At 52.7% G+C, this 25888-nt stretch carries 19 protein-coding genes and 1 pseudogene; 9 read left to right on the top strand and 11 right to left on the bottom strand.

Going from position 1 to position 25888, the window contains the following annotated elements:
* The first annotated feature begins 28 nt into the window (after window positions 1–28).
* Together ACYOR7_RS07365 and ACYOR7_RS07360 are read left to right on the top strand one after the other, a co-directional pair.
* Entirely contained in the window at window positions 29–1195 is a 1167-nt protein-coding gene (locus ACYOR7_RS07365; RefSeq protein ID WP_294808134.1) for a tryptophan--tRNA ligase, read from the top strand.
* Window positions 1192–1488 carry a hypothetical protein gene (locus tag ACYOR7_RS07360; protein WP_479913527.1) on the top strand — a complete coding sequence of 99 codons (297 nt, stop codon included), beginning with the start codon at window positions 1192–1194 and terminating at the stop codon, window positions 1486–1488. Before ACYOR7_RS07365 ends, ACYOR7_RS07360 begins: the two co-directional genes overlap by 4 nt.
* Here the strand turns inward: ACYOR7_RS07360 and ACYOR7_RS07355 are convergent.
* The 3 genes from ACYOR7_RS07355 to ACYOR7_RS07345 all read right to left on the bottom strand — a co-directional run bounded on the left by ACYOR7_RS07355 (window position 1485) and on the right by ACYOR7_RS07345 (window position 3051).
* Window positions 1485–1823, bottom strand: a complete 339-nt coding sequence (locus ACYOR7_RS07355; protein ID WP_294808139.1) for a hypothetical protein — start codon at window positions 1821–1823, stop codon at window positions 1485–1487. The genes ACYOR7_RS07360 and ACYOR7_RS07355 overlap by 4 nt on opposite strands.
* A 62-nt stretch (window positions 1824–1885) precedes the next feature.
* A complete protein-coding gene (locus tag ACYOR7_RS07350; RefSeq protein WP_479913526.1) occupies window positions 1886–2362 on the bottom strand; it encodes a phosphopantetheine adenylyltransferase in 477 nt (158 codons plus the stop codon).
* Window positions 2363–2409: 47 nt separating this feature from the next.
* Window positions 2410–3051, bottom strand: coding sequence for a 4Fe-4S dicluster domain-containing protein (locus ACYOR7_RS07345; RefSeq protein WP_479913525.1), 642 nt, complete (start codon window positions 3049–3051; stop codon window positions 2410–2412).
* 133 nt (window positions 3052–3184) lie between these two features.
* On the opposite strand from ACYOR7_RS07345, the gene ACYOR7_RS07340 reads away from it, so the two are divergent.
* Window positions 3185–4969 (top strand): thiamine pyrophosphate-dependent enzyme, encoded by a 1785-nt coding sequence (locus ACYOR7_RS07340; RefSeq protein WP_479913524.1) that lies wholly within the window; start codon window positions 3185–3187, stop codon window positions 4967–4969.
* On the opposite strand, the gene ACYOR7_RS07335 is transcribed toward ACYOR7_RS07340, so the two are convergent.
* Window positions 4966–5313 carry a TfoX/Sxy family protein gene (locus ACYOR7_RS07335; RefSeq protein ID WP_479913523.1) on the bottom strand — a complete coding sequence of 116 codons (348 nt, stop codon included), beginning with the start codon at window positions 5311–5313 and terminating at the stop codon, window positions 4966–4968. The two genes, ACYOR7_RS07340 and ACYOR7_RS07335, sit on opposite strands and share 4 nt — an antisense overlap.
* 156 nt (window positions 5314–5469) lie before the next feature.
* Between ACYOR7_RS07335 and ACYOR7_RS07330 the strand changes: the two genes are divergently transcribed.
* Window positions 5470–6216: a VIT1/CCC1 transporter family protein gene (locus ACYOR7_RS07330; RefSeq protein WP_479913522.1), complete on the top strand. Its 747-nt coding sequence runs from the start codon at window positions 5470–5472 to the stop codon at window positions 6214–6216.
* A 13-nt stretch (window positions 6217–6229) separates the two neighbouring features.
* Here the strand turns inward: ACYOR7_RS07330 and ACYOR7_RS07325 are convergent, their stop codons facing one another.
* Entirely contained in the window at window positions 6230–7888 is a 1659-nt protein-coding gene (locus ACYOR7_RS07325) for a helix-turn-helix domain-containing protein (protein ID WP_479913521.1), read from the bottom strand.
* Between the two features lie 162 nt (window positions 7889–8050).
* Between ACYOR7_RS07325 and ACYOR7_RS07320 the strand changes: the two genes are divergently transcribed.
* Window positions 8051–8710, top strand: coding sequence for a matrixin family metalloprotease (locus ACYOR7_RS07320; RefSeq protein ID WP_479913520.1), 660 nt, complete (start codon window positions 8051–8053; stop codon window positions 8708–8710).
* Between the two features lie 8 nt (window positions 8711–8718).
* Here ACYOR7_RS07320 and ACYOR7_RS07315 read toward each other — a convergent pair whose 3' ends face one another.
* The 5 genes from ACYOR7_RS07315 to ACYOR7_RS07295 all read right to left on the bottom strand — a co-directional run bounded on the left by ACYOR7_RS07315 (window position 8719) and on the right by ACYOR7_RS07295 (window position 12337).
* The gene (locus tag ACYOR7_RS07315; RefSeq protein ID WP_479913519.1) at window positions 8719–9984 is read right to left on the bottom strand and encodes a hypothetical protein; all 1266 of its coding nucleotides are present in this window, start codon (window positions 9982–9984) and stop codon (window positions 8719–8721) included.
* A 44-nt stretch (window positions 9985–10028) separates the two neighbouring features.
* Window positions 10029–10823 (bottom strand): V4R domain-containing protein, encoded by a 795-nt coding sequence (locus tag ACYOR7_RS07310; RefSeq protein WP_479913518.1) that lies wholly within the window; start codon window positions 10821–10823, stop codon window positions 10029–10031.
* Window positions 10824–10928: 105 nt separating this feature from the next.
* Window positions 10929–11123, bottom strand: a complete 195-nt coding sequence (locus ACYOR7_RS07305) for a hypothetical protein (protein ID WP_479913517.1) — start codon at window positions 11121–11123, stop codon at window positions 10929–10931.
* A gap of 95 nt (window positions 11124–11218) precedes the next feature.
* Window positions 11219–11788 carry a hypothetical protein gene (locus tag ACYOR7_RS07300; RefSeq protein WP_479913516.1) on the bottom strand — a complete coding sequence of 190 codons (570 nt, stop codon included), beginning with the start codon at window positions 11786–11788 and terminating at the stop codon, window positions 11219–11221.
* A gap of 102 nt (window positions 11789–11890) precedes the next feature.
* Window positions 11891–12337, bottom strand: a complete 447-nt coding sequence (locus tag ACYOR7_RS07295; RefSeq protein WP_479913515.1) for a hypothetical protein — start codon at window positions 12335–12337, stop codon at window positions 11891–11893.
* Window positions 12338–12430: 93 nt separating this feature from the next.
* Between ACYOR7_RS07295 and ACYOR7_RS07290 the strand changes: the two genes are divergently transcribed.
* From ACYOR7_RS07290 to ACYOR7_RS07280, 3 genes are all read left to right on the top strand, one after another.
* Entirely contained in the window at window positions 12431–13021 is a 591-nt protein-coding gene (locus tag ACYOR7_RS07290) for a hypothetical protein (protein WP_479913514.1), read from the top strand.
* Between the two features lie 249 nt (window positions 13022–13270).
* Entirely contained in the window at window positions 13271–13528 is a 258-nt protein-coding gene (locus ACYOR7_RS07285) for a hypothetical protein (protein WP_479913513.1), read from the top strand.
* Window positions 13529–13536: 8 nt separating this feature from the next.
* Window positions 13537–13698: a hypothetical protein gene (locus ACYOR7_RS07280; RefSeq protein WP_479913512.1), complete on the top strand. Its 162-nt coding sequence runs from the start codon at window positions 13537–13539 to the stop codon at window positions 13696–13698.
* Between the two features lie 459 nt (window positions 13699–14157).
* On the opposite strand, the pseudogene ACYOR7_RS07275 reads toward ACYOR7_RS07280, so the two are convergent.
* A pseudogene (locus ACYOR7_RS07275) lies at window positions 14158–14916 on the bottom strand (glycosyltransferase family protein); the annotation flags it as partial.
* Window positions 14917–15314: 398 nt separating this feature from the next.
* Between ACYOR7_RS07275 and ACYOR7_RS07270 the strand changes: the two are divergent.
* Window positions 15315–25862: a hypothetical protein gene (locus ACYOR7_RS07270; RefSeq protein WP_479913511.1), complete on the top strand. Its 10548-nt coding sequence runs from the start codon at window positions 15315–15317 to the stop codon at window positions 25860–25862.
* Window positions 25863–25888: the final 26 nt, after the last annotated feature.

Genomic DNA, 25888 nt, shown 5'->3' with positions numbered 1-25888 from the left:
CGTTAGCGCGATGTCTTTTTGCATCATCATGTCCTCTTCTCCCGCGGATGAAGGAACAGAAAAGAACAACAATGACTTTACGGTCACTCCGTGGGAAGTTGAAGGCGACATCGACTATACCCGGCTAATCGAGAAGTTCGGCACGCAGCCAATAACGCAAGAGCTCTTGCAGAAGGTCAAGAGCATGACAGGCGAGGTGCACCCTATGTTAAAGCTGGGCTACTTTTTCTCGCACCGCGACTTTGACTGGGTGCTTGACAGAAAGCAAAAGGGCGAGAACTTTTACCTGTACACTGGCAGGGGACCTTCCGGGATGGTCCACATGGGCCACCTAATGCCTTGGATGTTCACGAAATACCTGCAGGACAAGTTTGACGCAAAACTACTCTTTCAATTGACAGACGATGAAAAATTCCTCTACGGGCAGGACAGGACGCGTGAAGAAACGAAACGCTACACGTACGAGAACATACTTGACATCATCGCCGTCGGCTTTGACCCGAAAAAGACGAGGATAATCGTCGACACCAAGCATATTGAGCATCTGTACCCGATAGCGACAGAGATTGCCAAGCGCATCACGTTTTCAACGGCCAAGGCGGTCTTTGGCTTTACCAATTCCACAAACATCGGCATGATTGGCTTTCCTCCGATACAGGCGGCGCCGTGCTTCCTCCCCTCTATTATCGAGGGCAAAAACACCCCTGTGCTTATCCCTGCCGCCATAGACCAAGACCCGTACTGGCGCATGACCCGAGACGTTGCCGACAGGATGGGCTACTACAAGCCTGCCCAGGTGCACAGCAAGTTCCTGCCCGGTCTGGGCATGTCGGGCAAGATGTCATCGTCCAAGCCAGAGACTGCGATATTCACTACGGACGAACCGGAAGTCGTGGAGAAAAAAGTGTCGTCCGCGTTCACGGGAGGCCAGCCTACCGTCGCGCTCCAGCGCCAGCTGGGTGCAAACGCACTGGGCTGCCCCGTGTTCTGGTACTTGCGCTACTTTTTCGACACGGAAAAGCAATCCGACGAACGGATGTTAAAGTGCAAGAGCGGCAACTTGCTGTGTGGAGAATGCAAGGCTGACTTGGCAAAGGGGGCCAAGCCCTTTGTGGTCGAGTTCAAGAAGAGGCGGGAAAGGGCAAAAGACGTCGTGGCAAAATTCATGTACGATGAAAAGCCGGTAGAGCCATGAAGCGCCTGAAATTTTCGTGCGACGACCGGTACGAGGCAGAAAAGCTGGCTGGCCTCGTGTCCGTGCAAAAGGACGGCACTTTCTACGTCGACGGCGTCACGGCAGTAATCGGCAACGAGATAGTGATAAAACTAAAGGACAAGTCATCGCACGCAGTCGTCATGAAGGACGGGGAGAACGTGACAAAACTTGAGGCGTTGCTTCGCGACGTCGCCAAGGGAAAAGCGATGATTCTCTCCAGCGACTTTGAAGGCGCAGTTGCGGAAATAAAAATAGAAGAAGAAAAGGGCTAGCGCAGGTCCTTGTTCATTTCCTCCGTCAGTATCTCCTGTATCTTTCTGAAATACAGGCCCGTCGAGTAGGGCATCATCGGTATGTATTCCTCTATAACCTGCATTACGGTCGGCACCGCCCTTTTTGAGACGTCCATCTTGAACTTCATCCACAATATCCTGTCCTGCTCAAAGTGCACCTTGTCCTTCAGGTGTTCCGGCACGAGCTCCCTTGACTTGTCCTCGATGCGTTTGAACCAGTAGGCAAGCACGTCCGGGTCGAGCCCTTCGCGCAGGTTCTTGACCGTGCTGTTTATCTTGCTTGCAGCATATTCTATCGGAGGTTCCTGTGACACGGCTATACTGCGGCCGGATGCGGATAAAATCCCGGTAATCAAACAAGTTTGAGCCTGCCCTGTCAGGCTTTTAACAACTTGCCGTTTCCGTCAATCTCGCCTGCGCGTATGCGGGTGGAAGATATCGGCTTTCCGTCCTCTGCCTTGATGAGTGGGACTGCAATTATCTCTGCAGATGCAAGGCCGTTTTTCCTCCTTATCTCATTGAGCCTTGTACCTTTTTCCTGCGTCTCGGCGCTTGCCACGAGCGCGCCCACGTCGCTCGTCGTGACTGCAGGGCCAAACTCGCTGTCCAGTTTTGCAATCTCGTAGCTTACATTGTTGCCAAATTCTTTTCTTATCGTCTCTTTCAGATTTGCGACGCGCCGGGAAAAATCGTGGTTTATCCTTTTCTTGCCCCTTACAAACTCGTCGCTCGTGACTCCGATTATCACCTTGTCGCCGACCTCAAATGCCTTGGACAAGAGCGCGATGTGTCCTGCATGGATCTCGTCAAACGTCCCGCCCGTCGCAACGACGCGGAATCTTTTCAACTCCAAGCGTACGTGTCTCTATAAATAAAAATATTAACACACATACTGCATGACTAGCTTTTCTGGAATATCTTGATCGCCTGCGGCGGGCAGACGTTTTCACACGCAAGGCAAAAGATGCAGTCCTTTTCTCTTGCCATGAATGCCTTTTTCTCTGATGCAGGATGACCGGGTGTCTCTAGCCAGTCATAGACGTTGACGGGACAGGCTTCAATGCACGCGCCATCCGCTACGCAGATATCAAAGTCGACGCAGACGTTTGTACCCCATATTCCAAGCTGTCCGGGAGCGTCAAGCGGGCCCCAGACGTTGATGCCATTGAACTGGCCTGCTATCTGGCGCTTGCTCTTGAAACCCGTGTCTATCGGGCCTTCCACCTTGGAATAGCTCGTGCCAGAGCCTGTGAGTGAGATGGTCGTGTTGCCTCCGCCCGCAGCAGGTGCCGCTGGGGCTGGCATGGCCGGCTGCGGAGCCGCGCTCGGTTTTGGAACCGCCGCAGCTGCCGGTCCTGCAGCCGCCGGTTTGGGCGCCGGCGGGGCGGCCACTTGCGCCGCCCTTGTTTTCTGCCTCTTTACTACGCAGAGTTGATCGTGAACCTCCTTCATGCTCTGGAGTGTAATCGGGTTCGTGTGAGTCAAAAGTGTCCCGCAGTCTTCGCATACATACTCGGCGACTGTTGATGTTGCGGTAGACATGATGCTGATATGGGTGTGGTGCAACTCATTTATTAATTAAATGGTTATTTGTCCTAGGCCAGCTGTTGCCTACGAGCGCGGGAGGGTGTGATACTGGCTGTAACCTTATTGGCTAGAAAAGCAATACAATTCCATGAAGACCGCAGACATTGTCGCTGAAGCGCTGATGGACTGGGGAGTGGACGTCATCTTTGGCCTGCCGGGCGACGGGATAAATGGTTTCATCGAGGCTTTGAGGAGAAGGGCAAGCAAGATCCGGTTCGTCCTTGTCCGGCACGAAGAATCCGCCGCGTTCATGGCGTGCGCGTACGCAAAATACACAGGCCGGCTCGGCGCCTGCGTCGCCACGTCGGGGCCGGGGGCGGTACACCTGCTGACGGGGCTTTACGATGCAAAAGCGGACGGTGCGCCTGTCATCGCAATCACGGGGAGCACCTACTCTGACATGATGGGGTCAAGCTACCAGCAGGACGTAGACCTAGTTGCGCTCTTTTCAGACGTGTCTGTCTACAACAACATGATAAACAGCCCCGAGCACGCCGAGACTGCAGTCGACATTGCGTGCAGGTCAGCCCTTGCAAAAAGGGGAGTCAGCCACCTTACAATCCCCATAGATGTGCAGGAGCAAGAGCTGCGCGGCCAGTATTCGAGACACAACGTGGCCAACCACACGTCCGACGCGCTTGTCACCTGCACGGCGCCTGACCCAAAAGTCGTGGAAAAAGCGGCAGAGATACTGAACGCCGGAAACAAAGTCGTCATGCTGGTGGGGCAGGGCGCCCTCTGCGCCACAGACGAGGTCATCGCAGTCGCAGAGAGGCTGGGCGCGCCCATAGTCAAGGCACTCCTTGGAAAAGCAGTTGTGCCCGACGACTATCCGCTGTGCACCGGCGGCATCGGCCTGCTCGGCACCTCTCCATCGTCGGACGCGATGGCCGAGGCCGACACACTCCTTATGGTCGGCACATCATTTCCCTACATCGACTACCTGCCCAAGCCGGGGCAAGCCCGGGGCGTCCAGATAGACCTGTTTGCGGAAAGGATAGGGCTGCGCTATCCAGTAGAGGTCGGCCTAGTCGGTGACTCTAAACTTGCGCTGTCGGCCCTTCTCCCTCTCCTGAAGGAAAAGAGCCGCGACTTTGCCCGCTCCAAGCAGCAAGCGATGAAAGAGTGGAACGACCTTTTGCGGGAGCGCAGCAGCCGGACAGAGACTCCGATGAAGCCGCAGTTCATCGCCCGGGTCATCTCGGAGGAGCTGGAGGACGACGCCATACTTTCTGTCGACAGTGGGACCAACACGATATGGGCTGCGCAGTACATCAACCTGAAGCGGGGGATGAAGTTCTCGCTCTCTGGCACTCTTGCCACGATGGCGTGCGCACTCCCGTACGCCATAGCCGCGCAGGTGGCGTACCCGGACCGACAGTCAGTTGCCTTTGTCGGCGACGGTGGCTTTGCCATGTTGATGGGCGAGTTTGCGACCGCGGTGAAATACAATCTGCCGATAAAGGTGGTGATAATAAAGAACAACTCGCTTGGCATGATCCGGTGGGAGCAGCTGGCTTTCCTTGGAAACCCTGAATTCGGAGTAGAGTTTGCGCCGATAGACTTTGCCAAGTTTGCCGAGGCGTGTGGTGCCAAAGGATATTCAATATCCGATCCCCGCGATGCCAAGTCCATAGTGCGGGAGGCCATGTCGCAGGACGGGCCGGCGATAATCGAGGCGCAGGTGGACCCGTACGAGCCACCGATGCCTCCAAAGGTCGACCTTGACTTTGTCAGCAACATGGCCGAGTCGTTCGCAAAAGGCCAGCCGCACGCCAGAAGGATTGGGCTGACGATATTCCGGGATCAGGTGCACGAAGCGCTGAGAAAGGTGCACTCGCACGAGGAAGAAGAAAAAAAGGAAACGCGCTAGCGCTTGCGCTGAGCCGATCCCTTGCGTTTCTTTTTTGCCGGCAGCGACAGCACATCGGCTGTCGCCTTTGCAATTTTGGACATGAATGCCACGTCGTCCCAGTATTCCGGACTGATTTCAAAATGGGGCTTGGCACCCGGATACGGTCGTCCCTCGACAGGCTTGGCAAGCAAGTTGCGGACAGGTTCGGTTATTTTGATGAACAGCTTGTTGTCGCAAACCAGGGCGACTACTTTATCGTTGCAATAAACCGCGTACTCGCCAAACATCTTGCGGCTGCGCATGTCGCCGGCGGCTGACATCTGGTCGATGATATAGTCTACGGTTTCCTGCCTGCTCGTCATATCCTAGATGCTAGGGCGTTATGTCGTATATGTTTTTAATAATAATCCTGTTCGTACGCGCTCCCGAAACCTCTTCATCCTATGCGGCACTGGCGTCATAATACATGCTGCCAGCCCGGAGTTAATAGGCTAGTAGCAACAATCCTACATGCAAAAATGGAAAGGCGAGTCACTCACGTTGAACCTCACATCAAGGAAAGCAACTACATACGGGACCTAGTGTTTGGATTTGGCGACGGGGTAAACACTTCACTTGGTATAGTGGCCGGGGTTGGAGGCGCCATAATATCAGCCGACGTGGTCATACTCGCCGCACTCATCGGCATGTTCACCGGCGCAAAAGCGATGGCCGTCCAGAACTACCTTGCCGTAAAGTCCCAGCGGGAGATACTAGAGTCGGAGATCAAGCGCGAAGAATACGAAATAGAGAACATGCCCGAGAGAGAAAGGGAAGAGATTGAAGACATTTACCGCGAAAAGGGGTTTGAGGGCGAAGAGCTGAACAAAATAGTCAACAAGATAACTTCCGACAAGGACGTCTGGCTCAAGACCATGCTCACGGAAGAATTGGGGCTCAACCTGGAAATCCTGGGCAATCCTCTGAAAGGCGCGCTGGTGATGTTTGGCTCTTTTCTGCTTGGAGGTATCCTCCCAATCCTTCCCTACTTTGCAGTCAAGGCCGGCCTGGCGTCGTCGACTATTGCAATCGTAATAGCCATCGCCATAAGCGTGGCCTCCTCGTTCATCGTAGGCGCGCTAAAGGGGCGCATGGCAAAGAAGAGCTGGATAAAAGGCGGGATAGAGATGGCCGGCCTTGGCACGGGCATTGCTCTAGTCGGCTACGGTATCGGGGCGGAACTTGCAAAGACTGGAATAGTGAGCGTTCCCCCGCAGGCAGGGTGATGATGATTCGCGCCTAGTAGCGCTTTTCTATTTCGCGGAACACAAGCTCTGCCAGCTGGTCCGGGTTGCTTGCATGGACTATGTGCAACCCCACCGCCCTTGCGAGCTTGGCCACCTGCCCGTCTCCCTCTCCCTGCCGGGTCAGCATACCTATCACGAGGTCGATGGGCTCGCAGTCGAGCAGCTTTATCTTGGACTCCATGAGCTTTGTGCCCGTGGACTCGGGGTCCGAGTAGGCCACAAACGACAACGCTATCCTGCCACCCGTCCTGGTGTTCGGCGAGATGATGTCGAACTTGTGAAGCACGCCAGACCTTCCCATTATCTTGTTCCCAACCACTATTTCGACCCCGCGGTCCTGCATAATCGTCCTGACTGCGTTTGCGCACTTGTTGAGCACTATTGACTGCTGTAGGGTCTCAAGCTCCAGTATGTATTCGCGTGAGTCAAGCCATATGTCTGCGACGATGTTGTGCATGAACGACACCATGCCTGCAAGATTGGTGTGTATGTTGATGCCAGAGCTCTTCCTGTTGTTGCCGCTGCCCTGCGCTCTTGCCGCGTTTGAGAAAAGCATCTCTTTGCCGTCTGCTATCATCACCTGCACGTCTGTCTGGAACACGGATATGCGGAACTCTATTGCACCATGCAACTTTCTTACAATTTCCGCCTCGTCGGAGCTTGGCGCGGAAAGGACGCGCACCTTGACGCCCCTGTCCGCAAGCGACTTTAGCACTTCGAGCACCGCCGGCGCGCTGAACGTCGGGTATAGGTTGAACCCGATGTACACCTCTGCCTTTGCAGAAGTCAAAAGCGCCATCATATTGTCCGCGTACTCTTTTTCGTCCGTGATTATCCTAAACGACTCGGCCGGTCTGCCTGTGCGCAGCGCAGTCGCAATGGCGCCAAGCTCTATCCCTGACTGGAACTCGTTGGCCGCTATCGACTGCATCGCCGACGCAAACGACTGCGAGTACGTCCACAGCGCCACCACCTCCTCCTCCGCTCCGCCTGCCACGGTTATCAGCGCCTCTTCCTCGTCCTTGAGCACCATCTTCATCTTGGACTCTGCCCTGTGGCGTATCTCTGCAAACTCGTAGTGCTTTACCACCTCGAGCGCCGCTAGGTCTATCTCGGTCACTATCTGCACCGCGACGCCCCTTGCAGCGGCTGTTGCAAGCGCCTCGTACGCGCCGGAATAGTACATCTTGCCCAGGTCGCGGACAGATGTTATTAGCGATATTTTCTTGAGGGCGCCCTTGGCAAGCCTCGTCACTGCGCGGTGGATCTCCTCGCTACCTTGCAAGATGCTGAACTTGGCGCCGACTGCCTCCTCCGAGGGAATGTAGAATTTCGTGAACTGCTCCAGTATAGACGGGTACTTGCCCTCTGCGGCCTTTAGCTCGTCCTTGCGCCTGTCTATCAGCAACTGCAACGCCTTTTTCGGCTCGACGGCGATATAGCTGATGGGCCTGCTCATCGAGGTCTCAACTATTCCTACCTGCTTTAGCCTCTCTAGTATCCGGTAAGTCGTGGTCCTGTTGATCTTTAACGCTGATGAGAGCGAGCTAGCCCTTGCCTTGCCCAGCCTCGCAAGCCTCACGTACACCTGGGCCTCAATGTCTTGTAGGCCGAACGTCTTTAAGTCTGAGGCAAGAGGGTCTTCGGCCATGGCCATCTATGACAAGGGATTAATATAAAGTTGTTCGCACAATTGAACAATCAACTGTTCGCAAAACTGAACAGACTAGACAATATTAGTCCTGTAACCTGTCTGGAGCTGTTGGCTGTTCCCAGAGTGTGGTTTTTTGCAATAATTGCCTTATTTCTGGCAATGCTGCAGACACCCGTCATCGTATCGGCGCCATCATCAAGAACCTACGAGAGCGTGGAGTTCCTTGAAGGGGTGACAGATCATGCAGTTGAAGAAGGCGGCCATTACACTATAGCCACCAACGCGTTCTGGCTTGACAAGTCCAGCCTTGCAATATCTGTCTCTTCGGAGGATGGAGCAAGCAACGAGGCAATCAAGAGCGTAAAGGGCATGGTGTCGGGCAACACTACTGCATCCGGTAATTACTCGCAGTGGAACCACCTCCTTTCCGCATTCAAGCAGGCATCAGTTCCGCGCCTTGCGCTTACACAAGATGGCTCGGATGCAAACATCAAGATAGTGCTTACTGATGCCGCGCAGCAAGACAACAAGCCGGGCAAGACACGTCTCCTAGCAGACAAAGCGACTGGCGAGATAATACAGGCCGAAGTATACGTCTACTCTGCGGATAAGCTCTTTGAGCAAGGGGTGCTGGAGTATGTGGTAGCGCACGAGCTTGGCCATGCGCTAGGTCTTTCACACTCGACAGACCCGCAAAGCATGATGTATCCGCTAATAGAACTACGGGACGGCCACGTGGTGAACCGCCTCGGGTCGTGCGAGACAGAAGGCATAACCGCGCTCTACCTTGAATCAAAGATAGGAAGCGAGGACTGCTAAAATAAGATCTATCCTGTTGCGCCAGAGGTGCTACTCGAACCGGAGCTGCTACTGCTTGAGCTGCCCGAGTCGCGGCCTGAGCTGGATCCGCTTCCACTAGAACTGCTAGATCCTCCTCCGGTGGAAGCAGATGCGGTGCCTCCGCTGCTACCAGAATCCGTGCTGCCGCCTGAGGAGCTGCTTACCGTGTTATCGGAGCCTGTACTGGAAGACGATGATTGTGACGATGAATCAGAACTGCCGGAGCTTGTACCACTTGAAGAAGAACTTCCTTTGTCGCTTGAACTGCTGCCCGAAACTGAACCGCTGGAAGAACTACTTCCTGTGTCACTAGAGCCTGTGCTGGACGAACCAGAGTCGCCCGAGCTTGTACTGCTTGAAGAGCCTGACGAACTTTCGCCGCTCGAGTTAGAGCTGTCAGGATTGTTGTCGCTCGAACCGCTTCCGCTGGAAGAACTGCTCGCTCCTTCATTTCCTGAACCTGATTGCTCGCCGCCTGTTGGCTGCGAGGATTGTCCGCCCTGAATTTCCTGCATACCAGTCTGGTTCTGGACTGGCTGCTGTTGCTGCCCGCTGCTTGGCGCTGGCTGCGCTGTTGATGTCTGGTTTGACGCGCTCGGTTGTTCAACCGGCGGGACAGTGGTTGGTTGCTGTACAGGCGGTATTACGACTGGTGCCTGAGACGTTACGAATACCGTTTCGGCATGGTTGTTGCCCGGGTTAGAGTCTTGAGTTATGGATGACACATCAGCCGTGATTACTGCCTGCTGACCAAGCTGCAGAGGCGTCGCGTCGACAGTTATCCGTGCCTCCCCGCCTGACTCTATGGTTCCAAGATAACACTCGATTATCCCCCTAGCCTGATCGGTGCACTGGGCGCCGTCGACATGGTTCACCTGGAATAAGGACATCTGGTAATAGGTCGATAACTTCACCCCTACCGCGCTGTCGGACCCCGTATTTCGCGCGATCAGACTGACGAGCGTCTGGCCCGCGTGACCACTGGACAAGTCTATTGCAAGGGAGGTTTCTGAAACCTTGGTCGCAATCTGGCCTGGCGATGATGTCGCCGAGGGCGGGATCTGCTGCGCCTTCAGGTCGTTTATCTGCGCCTGAAGCGAGTCCGTCTTTGTCTGAAGCTCTCCTATGGCCTGCCATATGGCCCTGAAGGGATTAGTGGAGGAATCGTCGGCGAAGGCAAATGAACCCTGCGATATGGTAGCGCCTATGACAAAAGCAAGCACCACAAAAGCTATCGGCCTGTTTACCTTCACATCTTTGCATTAGAGTCCTTATTATTTAAATCTATCTTTAAATCTTAGTCAGACCTTGTGCCCTCAAATAAGCAATGAGACGCGCCAGTAGCCCTACATGAGATCTCTGTGACGCGCCAAGTTCCCCCCTTTGAATGCTCTGCTGCTGCTGCAAGGGCGCCTGCTACAAAATCGTCCACGGGAGCTTTGTCTGTCATCTCTTCTGCCAGGACAGAATCGTACCAGGCGACTTCAATTGCATTTTCCTGCATGGAAACTATCTCGAACCTCCCCCAGCCCTTAAGCTTCCAAAGGAGCAGGAACGATTCGATAAAGTCACTCTGCGTCTTTTTCGCGACGTCGTCGACTAGCTTGTTGACCTCGTTTGCATAGTCCTTGCCCCACTCGTAAAAGAACGCATGAACTTCGGTGCCGATTACGGATTTAGTATACTTGTACAGATTTGACAGCATGGAAGTAGGCATGACCATGACGCGCTTGCCGTCAGCTTCAAAGAGCCTGTTGTTCTCCTCGAGGATTGAAACCGCATAGTCTTTGAACGTAGCCTCCTCGTCAGCCTCGCCTATCTTGTCTGCAAGTATGCCCGCCCTGTCAGACTGGCTCACAAGCTTCCACAGCTTGGCGACTCCTACCTTGCGGCTGGTGATGATGCCATCTACCATGAGCATCGACAAATACTTTGACATGGCGCCCTGCGTGATGCCCACGAGTTCTGCAATCCTGGCTCCCGTAAGGCCTTCAGGGTGGCTATCGAGGACCTTGGCAACCTCTTCCTTGATAAAACCATAGTCCTGCCATCTTCGCCTGGACTGGATATTCTCTGCATCTGGGTTTTGCATGGCGGTTGTATTAAATATAGATTTAAATCCTTTTTAAGAGTTTGCCTTTAAATTTGCGTACAAATGTAGCATTGCCACCATCTCGATCTTGCAAACTGACATTATCTATCGCGCATTCCCCTTTAGGCCGAGGTTTTCGTTCAGGTTCAGTGTGAGGTTCCTGCCGGTCATCGTGGGTGGCAGGGTGTGGTCGTAATTGCCTCTATCCTGTTGGCTAGGGACGAGACCGATCACGCCTACAATTGCGGCTATTGCTATTATGCTTGCGGCGACAAGCGCAATCATCAGTCCCTTTTGCATGTATCGGCTGCGCCTCTTTGTTATTTAAAAATATGCTGAAATTTTGAAAAAGAAAATAAGGAAAAGGGGGAACCCGAGCTTTAACTAGTCGTCTTTTACGACAGAGTTATCGTCCAGGTGATTGTCAGTTGGTCGCCATTTGCCAAGCTCACCGCAGTGAAGGTGTTCTCTGCCATCATTGTGCCGCTGGATGAAGCGGTAAAGAGACCCGCCTTCTGGACGTTGGTCTGAGTTGCAGTTGCAGTGAACGTGTTGGAGACGGTGAAAGTGTTTGTTCCTGCAGTATGTGCATAGGTACCCTGTGCCCTTGCAAGACCGCCTGAGTTGATCTCACCTGTCAGAGTGGTGTCAGTTGCAGCAGGTGCCGTGCTGTCAGTTGTCAGTGCAATGAAGTTTGCACCATTGCTACCTGCTGACGTCGAACCAATCTGGGCAGCGATGAAGTCCTTACCTGCGTTGGTGATCAGGTTGTGCTGTTCGTTGTGGTAGATTTCCTGGCCGTCCCTTGTCACGCTAACCGTAACATAACCGTGAGGAGTCAGGCCATCGGTAGTAACGTTTTGAGCCCCAACAAGAGCAGAGCTAGGAATCACAAAGACCATCAGTGCGGCCAGTGCGATGCCAGGTACTGCGCCAAGCAGGAGGCTCTTATTTAGCTGTGCCATACCACCCCTTAGAACTTCCTATTATTTAAATTTACTTTTAAATTATAGAAGTAAGAACTGTAGTATCTGTTCATGGGAGTAGATGCCTATAAACTACATGCACTATCCTTCTATTACTTCAAAAGTTCTTGTAACTTGTACTTCCCTGTTGTCTACAATATCTTTGAACTTGATGTCGACTGTGTAAAGACCTGCTTTTCCCAGAATTTCACTTCCATAGTCAAACGACCGCGTAAAGTTGTATTGGCCATGCATGATAGTCATGAACCTGCAATCATCCTCTTTTTTGTAGTACGAAGCGCGCTGTCCGTCCTTCATCGCTTCAACTTGCAGCGAGTGGCAGTTTGACCCATATCCGTTTGCAGTTATGGAAAAGCTTGCTTTTTCGCCTGCTGCATATTTTTCCTTCAGCCCGTCGACCTGCAATCCGATTGGAGTAAAGTAGGGCACGGCGATCGCATGCATCTGCGCAAGTGCGACAAATATCGTAAATGCTGTTACTGCTGCGGCTCCTCCTGCAATAGCAATAGTCATTGTTGTCCGCGACAAGGTCTTTTTGCTCGATGTCCTTTCCTAATTGCTTATAATTAATATATCGAATTTAAATATAGATTTAAATAATAGAGGCTCTTTTTACAAGCCGTGGACCGCAGGCGTGTGCCTATTGTAGCGACTGCTGGTATTTCAATGATTGTGATAGGCTTGATGCTGCCAGCACTTGCAAACATGATTGTTACTGCAGGCAAACAAACAGAAGGCTTGGGCCTGCGGGGCAATGTGGATATGGTCTTGTACGACCAATCTGGAAACGTCAAAGACGAGAGGCACATCGACAACCTCATCGTGAACGCGGGAATAGAAGGCGTGGCTTCTAGGATAGCGCCACACGATGGGTCCGTAAACCCTGGCACACCCTACAACTATATCGCGCTTGGGACAAGCAATACGCCTGTCGACGCAAGCCAGATCGCACTATCTGCAGAGCTCACAACCGGCGCAAACTATGCGCGCATACAAGACTCGACGGCGCTGTATTCGACTGCGTCGGGCAACAAGCTCATCCTTTCCGTGACGTTTGGACCTGGACAGGGAACGGGCACCCTGAGAGAAAGTGGGATCTTTAATTCTTCGACAGGTGGCAACATGCTTGCAAGGCAGACCTTTGCAGACATTCAAAAGGCAGCCAGCGACACGCTGACAGTCACATGGACCATTACGCTCAGCACTACCTAGTTCTCAACTTTACAAACCGGGTGCACCCCTGTCTCTGGCACGCCAGTATCAGCATCCATGAATGCGGATTATGCTTATGACAAAACGGGGAACTTCCCCCCGGTAAGGGCGGTGGACGCGACGAATCAAGTGTCGCAGTGGGCATCTTAAAACAACGGCAGCAATTGGCTCAACCTTGACATTGCAACTGGCCTTCAAGAATCGCAGCCAACTACCGAAAAACCCTCCATGGAAAAATATTGCAATGAAGTGACTATTGATCAGCTGATCGCAAGTGGCGGGTACAACGTAATCGATAGGAGGAATTCTGATCAAAGGACGATATTTGGGACCCCCGAGGCCGACCTGATACTTGGAGGTAGGTCAAACCTCATACTCGGCAGGGCAGGCGACGATTGCATCATGGACGGAGCTGGAAGCAACTATGTTTTTGGACATGAAGACAATGACACAATCTATGGTGGCCCCTGCGACGACATCATTAATGTGGCCTCGGGCATGATCTGATCTACTTAATGGCTGGCAACAACGGCCTCAAAGGGAGTATCGGCCACGACAAGATAAACGGTGGCCCCTGCAATAATACGATTGACGGCGGTGGGGGAAATGACTGGTACTATGCTGGAGGCAGTGACGACACAGCCACTCACTGCGAAATGTCCGCGCCATTTGATTAGCAATCCCACGCCCTACCAGGCTAGGCGACCCCGCCCGTTAAGATTGCTCGTTCTCTCATACGTTATATCAGGATTGCTACTCCCATGTCCGCAATGCTCCGGGCCGCTACCGCTAATGGTAGCGGCGTTACCATTAGTAGTAGCAGCGGCGTGGGTCTGGGACAACGCCGCGGCGGCTATCAACGGTCGCTCAAGGTCTTCAAACTCTCTAACCTTGCGATTAATCTCGCTTCGCATTTTTCTAGCGTAAGAACTACTAACTTGCTTCTTGCCGGATAGCCATAGTCGTTCAGATTCGCTCAGCAGGGCCATGCATCAAAGAATCCACCGTCGAGGTTAGCTATTAAGCACGTGTCCAAATTTTCCTGCTGGGCGGGTGCTATTCAACCAATAATACCTACACCCTTCAAGTTGACCGGCCTCTTTCCCATAAATGAGACGTACTATCTCGGTTGCATGTTAAGTGCAGTCGACGTCCACAGCCTCGGCCTTGGCGTTCTGCATCAGCAGAATCTTCAAGTCGTCCGGGGCGTTCATGTACAGCCTACATTCCGGCGTTCCTGCCATCTGCTTTACCTCCTCCATGTACTTGTCTTTGTACACGAACGACCCTCCCACGATGTCGATGGGCATCCTCAGCTGCTTTGCCGCTGCGATGGCGTGCTTTGGGTTCTTGAAATCATCCAGCCTTCCCACGAACAGCAGCCTGTCGCCCTTTTCCTCTCTGAATTTGTACTTTTCAACGTCGATTCCGTTGTAAGCGACCCTAGAATCAAAGTTCAGCGGGCCGACCTGACGGCCGTCCTGCATCTTTACCACCCCTTCCTTGTACACCCGCTGCATGAACTTGGAGATAGAAATCAGGTTGAACTTGCCGTTACGCAGGAACTCTGGGTATTCCGGGCTTCCGTACGGCGGCCAAGATAGCCCTCCATGGTGCGCATGGAGGATGTTCATCTCCGGATGGCTGCCTAGCAGACTATACACATGACCGAACCATGTACAGTCGCAAATGATGTCGTACTCCTTTACAAGTGATGGCTTGGCCATTTCAAACGCTTTGCGCTCAGTTTCCAGCCAGTCAACGTTGACAGTACCCACTTCTTTGCCGATGTTGATCATCGTGCAGCCTTCGACGTACGAGTCTTTGGTGGCAAACACGGTGACATCATAGTCGCGCTTGGCCAACTCTCTTGCAAGACTGGCAACTATTTTCTCTAATCCGCCGTAGTTTTCAGCATGAGAAAGGCTTTATCTTGTCCAAGTCGGCTAGGCTGAGCTCATTCCAGATGGTTCTCCAACTGATTTGAGGAGATAGCCGGATAAAGACGGCTGAACATAAAGAATACTAAATTGAAGATGCAAATCTCTAGCCATTCGTACGTGGCGCTTATCATCGCCAGTATGGGTACGGGTGGTGACCTGAAGTACATGCAAGCTTTTTATGCAACTTTTTCTGTGAAGATACGCGTTCTCCGCATTTCTAGCGCCTTTTTAGGGTAGTAAGAATTTGAGACACAAGTGTTTTCAGACAAGATTTAAACATAAATTTAAATAATAAGGCACCGTAACCCTACAGCGTGTGGGAGAAAGCTTTTGGAGGCTACTATCGTAGTATGACTTTCCCTAGGTCTTTCTCCGACGTGACGCAGGACAGGTCGCTGCTCCTATTCTTATGTGGCTTGGCAGCCTCTATGGTGCTGTTTCTGACGGTATCAAACACCGGCCAGGCTTTTGCAGAGCTCTCTCCAACACATCTGCAAGACACAGCCTCAAATACTGCTGCCGACTCAGCATCAACTTCGACACCGCGCGTATTCTCTAGGGGCGTCGGCGACTCCATCGGAGTAGCGAGCGCCTTTGACAGCCCTGGCGCTAGAGTCCCTCGCGTGTTCAACGTGGGAATCTCTGACGGCCTTAACATCACGACTTCTCCAACGCCACCTCTACCCAGCAGCGCGGCTACTGCCAACACTACTCCGAGGCCATCTACAGGCTTGCAGCAAGGAACGGGTAGGGCGGAGGAAAAACTGGGACCGCGCAACCCTGGTGAAAGCAAGGGTGATTTGACGAACAACAAAGACCAAAAGAACGGTTCGGTACAGGGGCAGCCGCAGGGCTCTATCTCGCAAGAAATGGAATCAGTCCTTTCCACTCTGATGCAGGATATGCTTGGTTCCGACGATTCGGAGCCGGACGATCATAATTCACCACTTCAACCGGCAATGACTGCGGAGCAGAAAAGTTTACAGAATGCTGCACTTATCAACACTGCTACTTCTGGCGTACTTTTAGGAAGCACTCTTCTAGTGGTAGTGATCAGGCGGCCTACAGTTTCAGGCGGTCGATTGCGGAGAAAGACTCTGGCACTCTTTATGATCAAAAGAGATGCCAGTTACAATGTGGTTCCAAATAGAAAGGAGGCTCTGCCTCTATCTCATGTCCTCCTGCTCCTGTTGCTTGTCTTTGCATTCTCCTCTATGGCTCTGGCTTCAAGTATGCAGCCCCTATTCATATCTGCATTTGCTGATACAAATGCAGCCGCTTCCGCATACAGATCCAACACTGGTACCAACGGCCTTAATTCGCCAAAATACCGGGAATGGGACCCCTCAACATCGAGCTGGAGCAGCGAAGTTGAGCTCGGCTCGGTAGGGGCCAATGTGAGGGATGCCAAGCTTTTGTTCAGCCCTAATAGCTACCTTCGAGTCATAGTTACCTCGGATGCTAATGGAAACTTGAACCTGTTTTATTGTAGCAATTCATGTACCACCGCTGGCTCATGGACAGGTCCGACATTGATTGCAAATGTTGGCACACTTAGCGCAAGTGCTCCTTACAGGCCGTTTGACATTGCATTTGAGCAGAACAGTGGCAAGCTGTTGATAGCCTACGACAAGTCTGTTGCCGAAACTAACGACTTTTACTGGAAGACGTTTGACGGCTCGACGCTTTCGAGCGAGTCAGGATTCAACTACGTGGGTAGCACAACCGCAGACAGTGAGGAGATTCGCTATATCAGAATGGCTTCAAAGCCAGGTTCAAACGAGATCGCCCTGATCCTTTTGGACGCAACAAACAACAGGTCTGACGCGTTTATCTGGAATGGTTCGACATTTGGCAATCAAGGAACGATCAGCACCGCTGTTGGCACCACCTCTATAACAGGAGAATCCATAGGAATCGCCTATGAGCGCTCGTCCGGGGCGATCTTTGCGTTCTCGGGCAATGGTGTGGATTCTGCCAGCTGGAGGAGGTGGAGCGGTAGTAGCTGGTCTGCGGCCGCTACAATTGATACTGATAACGCCGCATCCTCTGGAAATCATGTAAAGTTCGTCAGCGTGAAGGGAGATCCTGCATCTACATCAAACAAGGTAATGATATGTGTAGCAGATTCTCTCAACCATGCATCGTGCGGACAAGAGGATAATGGCACACTACAAGCCGCGCTGAGCTGGAGCCAAGTTTCAATCAACTTGCCAGGCTCTTCAACGAGGCCACTTGATTTTGCATGGAGTCCTTCCGGCAGCACTGGCATCGTAAATTGGGCCGAATCTGGTGCTGATGTTCAGGCACTACAATGGACTGGTTCTGCTATGGGCAATACTGTCGGTTCAGCTATATCGGTCGGTGGTACACCGACATTCGCATTCGATCCTTCGGGTGGAGTTACTGCGCACTGGACGACTATTTCTGGTCTAACGGTCAGTACTACAAGCGCAGTTACTGGCACGATAACCGTTAGGGAAAATCTTCATTTCAACAAAGCAGTTACGCTTCAAGGTTCATTTACTGACACCTATGATGTCAATCCAAACTCCGGTGTCCACAGCATTAGTAGCTCGGGTAGTCCTCCCACTCTGACCACGACATTATTGAGTGGCAACGGCAGTCAGGACTGGATCATACAGACGGTGATAACATTTGCCACTGATTCGGCCGTGAGTTCGGCTAGTCTGGGTACCATGAGGGTATTCTTCACAGTAAACAACGGCTCAAATCTGCAACAGGGTTCACTGTCAACCGGAGCTATTACATCAACGGTTCTGGTTACAGGTGCTTCACAGATAAATTCCATAACTTCTTCACTTGGAGGGACACAGACTAACACAATAACTACAGCCTCTGGAACAGCAAAGACTGCAACCGCAACCGGGATCACGGTCACCACTTCTGGGGCTACGACCGGAATCATGACAATAACACAAACCGTGACTCTGGGTGGCAGTGCCACAATTACCGGAACTCCGACTGTCTCGCAAACCGGAACTCCTGGATCAGGTTTGAGTCTTGGAACTCCAACCGTTACAGTTCTGCCGGCAACTAGTGGCACCTCAAAGACAATAACCATTACCCAACCATTTAGTACTACTGGGGCCATAACTGGGGCATCTATTGGAAGACTAAGCGTTTCATTCTCGCTGGGAACTGCTCAAACGGCTTCGATTGCAACAACCGCTGGTAGCCCATCTGTGGTAGCAACGCAGCTCACTTCGACAATATCGGGCGTAACCGTCAAGACCCTTGGTGCAGTCAGCGGGACAATAACTTTACAAAAGCAAATAACATTCGGCGCTTCAACAACAGTTTCCGCTGCTACGCCTTCCATCTCTGGTACAGACAGCAGCCTTACCCTTGGAACCCCTACATCTTCAGTCAGCCCTGGTACATTAGCTTCTACACAGACATTGACTGTTACAATCCCATTCTACACAACTGCCGCCGTAAATGCAGTCAGCCTAGGTACAGTAAGCACTCTTTTGACGCTGGGAACCGCGACAATTGTTACAGGCACAAGCACTCCAGCTGGATCTCCCTCATCTACAATAGATGAAGCTTCTTGGATTCTTGGCTCCACAAATCCGACCTCCCCTGATACCGTCAAAAGCATGTGGTTAGACCTAAACAAGACCTTCAAAATTGCCTCTCTGAAATATGATGGATCTAGCCTTGCGCCTGCAGGATGGCAAACTGCTACGGGCACAAGCGCTATTACGTTTGAAGGAATGAGCCTTGACTTTCAAAAATACGCCCCCACTGTTTCTTCACGATCGATTTCAGAGACACTGACTATCGCAGATGGGATTGCCGTCAAGGTCAAGCGCGTCCTTCCCGCTTCCATTGCAATCACTGACTCCATATCTGTCAAGGTCAAGCGCGTCCTTCCTCTTCCAATCACAGTCTCAGACTCTGTTTCAGCCAAAGTCACCAAGCGCGTCCTTCCCAATTCGCTGACGGTCTCCGACTTTATATCCGCTAAAGTCACCAAGCGCGTCCTTCCTCTCTCAATCACAGTCTCCGATTCTATCTCGGCCAAAGTAAAGACGCGAGTCATCTTCGACAGTACTACCATCACCGATGCCCTGAAAGCCAAGGTCACCCGCAGATCCCTATCTGACTCTAGCGCATTTTCAGACAGTATATCGAGAACCTATCACGCATCAAGATCCCTATCTGATTCTGCTACAATCACTGACCCTATTTCCATCTCTATTCATGTGTCCCGCTCACTCTCTGACAGCATTTCCATGAGCGATGCTATCTCAACCAGAACATCGCGCTCTATCTCTGACACACTGGTACTATCCGAATCTTTCAGGCGCTCGGTGTCCCACTCTACATCTGACACTGTTTCGCTTGCAGACGCAATAACAACCAGAACATCGCGCTCCCTCGCGGATTCGGTGGCAGTCATTGTCACTGCAAACGGTGGCCCGTCCCGCTCACTCTCTGACAGCATTTCCATGAGCGATGCTATCTCGACGCATGTATCAAGGAGTATCGAAGACTCTATGACCGTGATTTCAGAGATCCTGCAGGAAGGCAGGCGTTCGACAGACGTCAACCTAATACTGACTGACTCGATAGCCACTGCGGTAACTCGCTCCCTCTCTGATTCCGTGTCACTTGTCAGCAACATATCTACCGCGGTAACTCGCTCCCTCTCTGATTCAGTCACGGTTACAGAGTCTATCAGCAGCGCCACCTCACGCTCCATATCCGACAGTGTCGTGCTGGTTGATGCAATATCTACCACAGTCAGCCGCTCCCTTGCTGACTCTATGTCTGCTACGGACGCAATAGCCAGAGCGGTTGCAGATTCCCGATCGATGTCTGATAGCGTCACAGTAACCGAGGCCATAGTCACTACAGCGTCCCGCTCCCCGGCCGACTCAGTCGTTATAGGCGACTCTATCTCAACTACAACAAGCAGGTCGACATCCGATACGCTGTCGATAACAGACGCCATATCCTCTAGCACGTCGCGCTCCTTATCCGACACCCTGTCGGTTGCTGAAGCTATCCCACATGCCGTCTCGTATTCCACATCCGATACCGTTTCGCTTGCAGACGCGATAACAACCCGGAGGTCTCGCTCACTCTCTGATGCCCTTTCAGCCACTGACGCAATAGCCCGGACAGCGGCAGCTTCAAGAAGTGTATCTGACGCCGTCGTGGTATCCCTTGCCATAACGCCGAGGACATCCTACCGGCTCAACGACTCCGTAACGCTTGCAGACAGGATATCTGTCACAACATCGCGCTCCCTTACAGACCAGGTCACAATGACAGATTCCGTGGCGGTAAGGACATCACACCCCGTATCTGATGCCCTTGCGCTGACAGATGCTGTTCACACTACTATCAGCCGCTCTCTGTCAGATTCCATGCTAGTCGCAGCGCAAGTTTCGACATCCGTCTCCCGCTCTCTTGCAGACACACTGTCGGTTGCTGATACCATTACAAAGTCTGTATCGCATTCGCTGTCTGACCACATAACTGCGGCAGACACGATAGCCAAATCAGTCTCATACACGCTCACTGAAACAATCGGCATATCTGACGCAATAACAAGTGCGGTCACTCGCTATCTGCCTGAAACGGTTTCAGTCACAGATGCAATATCGACTACAACATCGCGTTCGCTGGCAGACTCTGTCACGGTAACGGATGCAATCGGCCAGTCCATATCGCGTTCTATCGACGATACCTTGACGATTGTTGACACAACCAACATTGGCCCGTCGCGCTATGTTACGGATAGCATATTCCTGACGGATGCAGTCTCTACAGGGATGTCAAGGAGCATCGATGACTCTATGACGGTTATTTCAGAGATCCTGCAAGAAGGCAAGCGCGCGACCGACAATAACATCACTATCGAGGATGCCATATCCACCTCCGTATCGCGCTCCCTTGCAGACTCTTTGTCTCTTGACAGCAACTTATCTACGGCCGTATCGCGCTCCCTTGCAGATTCAGTCACGGTTACAGACTCGACAAGCTATGCCACCTCCCACTCACTATCTGACTCGATCTCGGTAACGGATGCCGTATCAACTACTGTATCGCGCTCACTGTTTGACTCTGTGTCAATTACACCGGCGATCAACAGCGCAACAAGCAGATTCATGTCAGACCTTGTGTCGATAGCTGACAGCATTACCACTGCAGCATCGCGCTCAATAGCTGATAGCATCGCGCTTGGAGACAGCGTGTCTACCACAGTCAGCCGCTCCCTTGCAGACGCGGTATCTGTTGCAGATACTATTGACCGAGTCGCTGCCGATTCAAGGTCCGCCTCTGACAGCATCTCGGTAACGGATGCCCTAGTCACCGTGACCTCTCGCTCCCTTGCAGATTCAATAGTGATGATTGATGCGATAACTAGCAAGACAAGCAGGTCGATATTTGATGCACTGTCGATGACAGATTCTATATCGACATCCACATCGCGCGACATATCTGACATGCTGGCAACTACAGATGTCATCAGTACTTCACTCGCGCGCTCGATATCTGATTCCGTGTCTCTGGCAGACGCCCTATCAAAGTCTTCATCCCACTCTGTGGCAGACGAGGTAACAACGACTGACCTGATAGCCATAAAGGTCTCCCGCTCTGCATCTGACGGGATCTCGTTCGCAGACGCTATAGCCACTACTGCAAGCAGGTCTGCATATGATAACCTGTCAGTGACTGACTCAATAGCGACAAGACCTGTCCTCTCGATGGCAGAGGCGCTCTCGGTAGAGGACGCAATCGCTCCAACGACATCTCATTCGCTATCTGAAAGCATGACGGTGACTGATGCGGTTAGCACGTCAGTATCGCGTCTTGCCTCTGATGAGATAGCCCTGGCAGACGCCATCTCTGCTTCTGTTTCGCGCTCACTCTCTGACAACATCGCAATGAGCGACGGCGTGTCCATTTCATCAACTAGCGCCATACAGGATGCGCTTTCACTCGCCGACGCCATCCAAACATCCATCTCGCGCTCTATAGCCGACACGATAACCATAACTCCTTCTGCAAATAGCGGCGCAACATCCGCGACATCTGACAATGTGGCAATAACAACGTCAGTTGCGACGGAGGTGTCAAGGAGCATCTCAGACTCTGTAACCGTGACGGCCGAGATCTTGGAGGAGGGCAAGCGCTCTGCTGACACAACGATCACGCTGGACGACGCCATAGCCGTCAACGTCTCCCGCTCACTCTCTGACAACGTATCCATGACAGACCTTATCAGCAGCGCCGCCTCCAGCTCCATTGCAGACACTGTGACATCGACAGACTCTGTATCTATGGCCGTCACGCGCTCTATCGCGGATTCCATGGTAGTCGCCGATAACGCGGGCAAGTTCGTTTCCCGCTCCTCTGTATCAGAAACGATAACTGCACTTGACAATATCTCGACAGCAGTCACAAGGTCAGTCGCAGACACGGTCGCCCTTGTAGACTTGACGTCCAAATCGACAGGCGGCAAGCTTGCTGACTCTGTCTCAGTCAACGATCACGCCTCGATGTCCGTGTCGCGTGTTGTCTCTGACACTCTGTCCATGGAGGACGCAATGTCGACATCTACCTTGCGTGCCATGACAGATACTGTATCGATTGTCGATGGAATCAAGGGCTCTACCACGCGTTCTCTATCTGACTCTGTGGTTGTGACGGACTCGACCGCAAAAGGCGCCTCGCGCTCGCCTTCCGATACTGTCGCAATTGCTGATGGGATATCTACAGCCACTTCCCTATCCTTGCAGGATGGATTGTCAGTTACCGACCTTGCCTCGCAATCCAGCACCCGCTCTCTTGGCGAAACGGTGACCGTGTCCGATCCTATCAGCAGCACCGCCTCGCGTTCAATATACGATACGCTCTCGATTGACAGTGCAATTGTATCTACCAAGTCGAGCAACCTTGCAGAGCCACTTTCAGTCAATGACGCAGTCACCAAATCCGTCTCACGCTCTGTCACAGACGCGTTGACTGTTGTCACGAACGCAAATAGCGGCGCGATGCCTGTGCTGTCCGACGGCACGGCCATAACCGATTCGATCTCTACAGGCGTTTCAAGGAGCATCGGTGACTCTGTAACCGTGAATTCAGAGATCCTGCAGGACGGCGTACGGACGGCTGACTCTAACATAGCTCTGACTGACACAATAGCCACCGCGGTAACGCACTCTATCTCTGACTCACTCTCTGTGACAGCCGCTGACCCTGTGAAATCGACGTCGTATTTGGTAAGCGACGAGATAACAATGACCGACGAAATCACCGGCAATGCGAGCCTGTCAACAGCAACATCCGATGCACTTGCAGTGGCTGACTCTATATCGACCAGCAACATCAACCGCGTAGCAGTTTCTGACTCTGTGGCTGCCGCAGACTCTGTTACAGGAACGCTTGCAGCGTCGAGGTTTGTGGCCGACACGCTTGGAGTAGAAGATGCGACGGGCGCGCCCACCTCCTCTGTGAGGGAAATCCCTGATTCACTGATAATTTCGGGCGGCGTCTCTGCCGGAAACTCTGTCAACGTGCCAGTCTCTGACTCGCTTTCAGTGTCTGACGCGATAGCAAGGGCGGGCTCCGGGCCGTTCAGCGATACCGTGGCCGTGGCCGACTCTGTGTCCATAGGCGTCAGTCGCTCCCTTGCCGAAACGGTGTCAATGGTTGACTCTGCCGTGCCTCCTATCACCCGCGCGATGAACGACGCAATCACAATAGCCGACCAGATGTCTGCGCGAGCCGGTGCCGCGGTATCCATTTCCGATTCTCTTGGCGTCAACTCGCAGATAACCGATGTGTCGGTGCACTGGAACAGGGTCTTTGAAGAGGGAGTCAATCTGGCAGACTGCACGCCGTTCTCGTGCAACCAGTCGCTGCACTTTGACGAGGGCCTGAGCCTGGCAGACGGCGACTTCTTTACCTCGCCGCCTGGCCGTATATTGAATACAAGCCTTGCTGTGACTGACAGCATAGCAGTCAACAGGCCGCAGACCTTCATAACACTGGGCGATTCGGCTGGAGTATCCCTTGCAATCAAGCCCCTCCTGCCAATCCTTGTAAACAATCACCCAGAAGACTACGGCAGGCCGCCGAATTTCTCAATTCTGGGCAACCACACTTGGGATGGGACCCCTGCAAGCCTGAGGGACGATCTAAAGCTGGAACCGCTCTACTTCAACACGACTGTGCACCGGGACGACCTGCCAAACCAGGTCGTGACGCTCAGACTCTGGGGCGTGAATATATCGCCTACGGGGGACTTGCCGGCTAATAACACGCTTGTATCCGACCGTGCCGCAAACATTCCCGCAGGCGTGCCTGTCCAGTTGCGCGTCAACTTTAAGGATACTCCGTCCCTGTCAGCACACTCTAACTTCATCCACTCACTGGATGTGCAATTCACGCCTGCGGTGCTCACTACGGACTTTGGCCTAATCGTGACGCCTATGGGAGGTCCGCCAACAGGAGCAAGCCTGCCTCCAGAGTCTCTGAGGCCGCTGTACATAGACGTCAGGTGGTGGGGCAACTTCCCCGGCAGCTCTAACCCCAGTGTCCAGAGCTACTACCAATACCCGCCCACGTTCACCTTCACGGTAACCGAGGACTGGGCAAAATCAGAATCAGCCGACAGAGACGCAAACGGTGTGCCCCTCATAAAGATCAGACTCCTCAACGAGGCTACGAACCAGTGGGAGGAGATAAACACAGTGCATGGGCCCATGACTGCAAATAATGGGGAATACACCTTTACTGCAACCCTACCACACTTCTCCAAGTACGTGATAACCGCAGTCAAGACTCCTACGGGCTCTAGCACAGGTTCCTCTTCACATATCGGGCCAAAGACCTTTGCAGCAAATCTTGCTGACTCGCTCACGCTTGCAACGTCGTCAAGCGGCAGGGCATTGGGCAACATAGAGGAGTTTGTAGGGGAAAAGTTCTCTGCAAATCTCTTCGACTCCGTAGTAGTATCGAGCAAGCCCGTAGTGTATAACACGTTCAAGATACTAAGGGGCGTCGAGGTGTCGATAACGGTCGTAGATGTCAGGCCAGAGAGCGTGGCGCCCACTAGCGCGACGGCGGTGGTGCAGACAGACATCACAAACACCAGCGACGAGGCCGAAAAGTTTACTCTCAACTTCTGGTACAACGACCAGACAGGCAAGCGCGCCTTTGACCTGTCGCAGCAAGTGGAGATAGAAGCCCACGGGAAAAAGACGCTGCAGGTGACAATTCCATTCACAGAGCCGGGCACCTACCATGTCACGGCGGAGGCAAGGTCAGTGCCTGAAAACGATCTTCTAGACTCGACGCAGCTGACGGTCGTTATACCATGGCAAACCGTCTACCTCTACATGCTCATCGCTATTGCAATAGCCATATTCGGAGGCTCGGCAATAGTAATCGCGCTATACTTGGCAAGAAACGGCACGATGATAGCGGCGGGTACCGCTGCTGGCGCCATAATACTGCTTGGCCGTAAGGGCAAGCCCCGCGTGAGGGTGGCGGAAAAGAGAACAGTCGACGATGATAACGATGACGACTACGACCTACTCGTAATCGTCAAGCTTGCAAACGGCGCCGAAGAAGGCAGCCTTGCACCGGGTCAGCACACGGCCCTGTTTGACTTTGAGATAATCAACAAGTCAAGAAGCAAGCAAGAGTTCATCCTTGCCTACCACTTGGTGGACATGGACGGAAGAGCGCTGCCCGAGTCTGTTCAAGAGGTCAAGATAGCCAAGCGCAGGATGCAGATGCGCAACGCTCGGCTAGAGCTTCTGGCAGGGGCCTACACGCTCTACGTAGAGGCAAGGACTGCAAAGGGCGAGGTCCTAAGCAGCGCCAGCACCAGCGTGAGAACCCCTTGAAGATAATCTCTGTATGCGAAAAGCAT

It is taken from the genome of Candidatus Nitrososphaera sp. 86-2, from assembly GCF_056726185.1.
Note: the sequence above shows the minus strand (reverse complement) of the source record. Positions and strands in the feature narration are given on the sequence as shown.

What these genes read in the sequence shown, in the direction of transcription:
- ACYOR7_RS07365 (WP_294808134.1), top strand. Translation starts at nt 29, where the DNA reads ATGTCCTCTTCTCCCGCGGATGAAGGAACAGAAAAGAACAACAATGAC.
- ACYOR7_RS07360 (WP_479913527.1), top strand. Translation starts at nt 1,192, where the DNA reads ATGAAGCGCCTGAAATTTTCGTGCGACGACCGGTACGAGGCAGAAAAG.
- ACYOR7_RS07345 (WP_479913525.1), bottom strand. Translation starts at nt 3,051, where the DNA reads ATGTCTACCGCAACATCAACAGTCGCCGAGTATGTATGCGAAGACTGC.
- ACYOR7_RS07340 (WP_479913524.1), top strand. Translation starts at nt 3,185, where the DNA reads ATGAAGACCGCAGACATTGTCGCTGAAGCGCTGATGGACTGGGGAGTG.
- ACYOR7_RS07335 (WP_479913523.1), bottom strand. Translation starts at nt 5,313, where the DNA reads ATGACGAGCAGGCAGGAAACCGTAGACTATATCATCGACCAGATGTCA.
- ACYOR7_RS07330 (WP_479913522.1), top strand. Translation starts at nt 5,470, where the DNA reads ATGGAAAGGCGAGTCACTCACGTTGAACCTCACATCAAGGAAAGCAAC.
- ACYOR7_RS07325 (WP_479913521.1), bottom strand. Translation starts at nt 7,888, where the DNA reads ATGGCCGAAGACCCTCTTGCCTCAGACTTAAAGACGTTCGGCCTACAA.
- ACYOR7_RS07320 (WP_479913520.1), top strand. Translation starts at nt 8,051, where the DNA reads ATGCTGCAGACACCCGTCATCGTATCGGCGCCATCATCAAGAACCTAC.
- ACYOR7_RS07310 (WP_479913518.1), bottom strand. Translation starts at nt 10,823, where the DNA reads ATGCAAAACCCAGATGCAGAGAATATCCAGTCCAGGCGAAGATGGCAG.
- ACYOR7_RS07305 (WP_479913517.1), bottom strand. Translation starts at nt 11,123, where the DNA reads ATGCAAAAGGGACTGATGATTGCGCTTGTCGCCGCAAGCATAATAGCA.
- ACYOR7_RS07300 (WP_479913516.1), bottom strand. Translation starts at nt 11,788, where the DNA reads ATGGCACAGCTAAATAAGAGCCTCCTGCTTGGCGCAGTACCTGGCATC.
- ACYOR7_RS07280 (WP_479913512.1), top strand. Translation starts at nt 13,537, where the DNA reads ATGGCTGGCAACAACGGCCTCAAAGGGAGTATCGGCCACGACAAGATA.
- ACYOR7_RS07270 (WP_479913511.1), top strand. Translation starts at nt 15,315, where the DNA reads ATGACTTTCCCTAGGTCTTTCTCCGACGTGACGCAGGACAGGTCGCTG.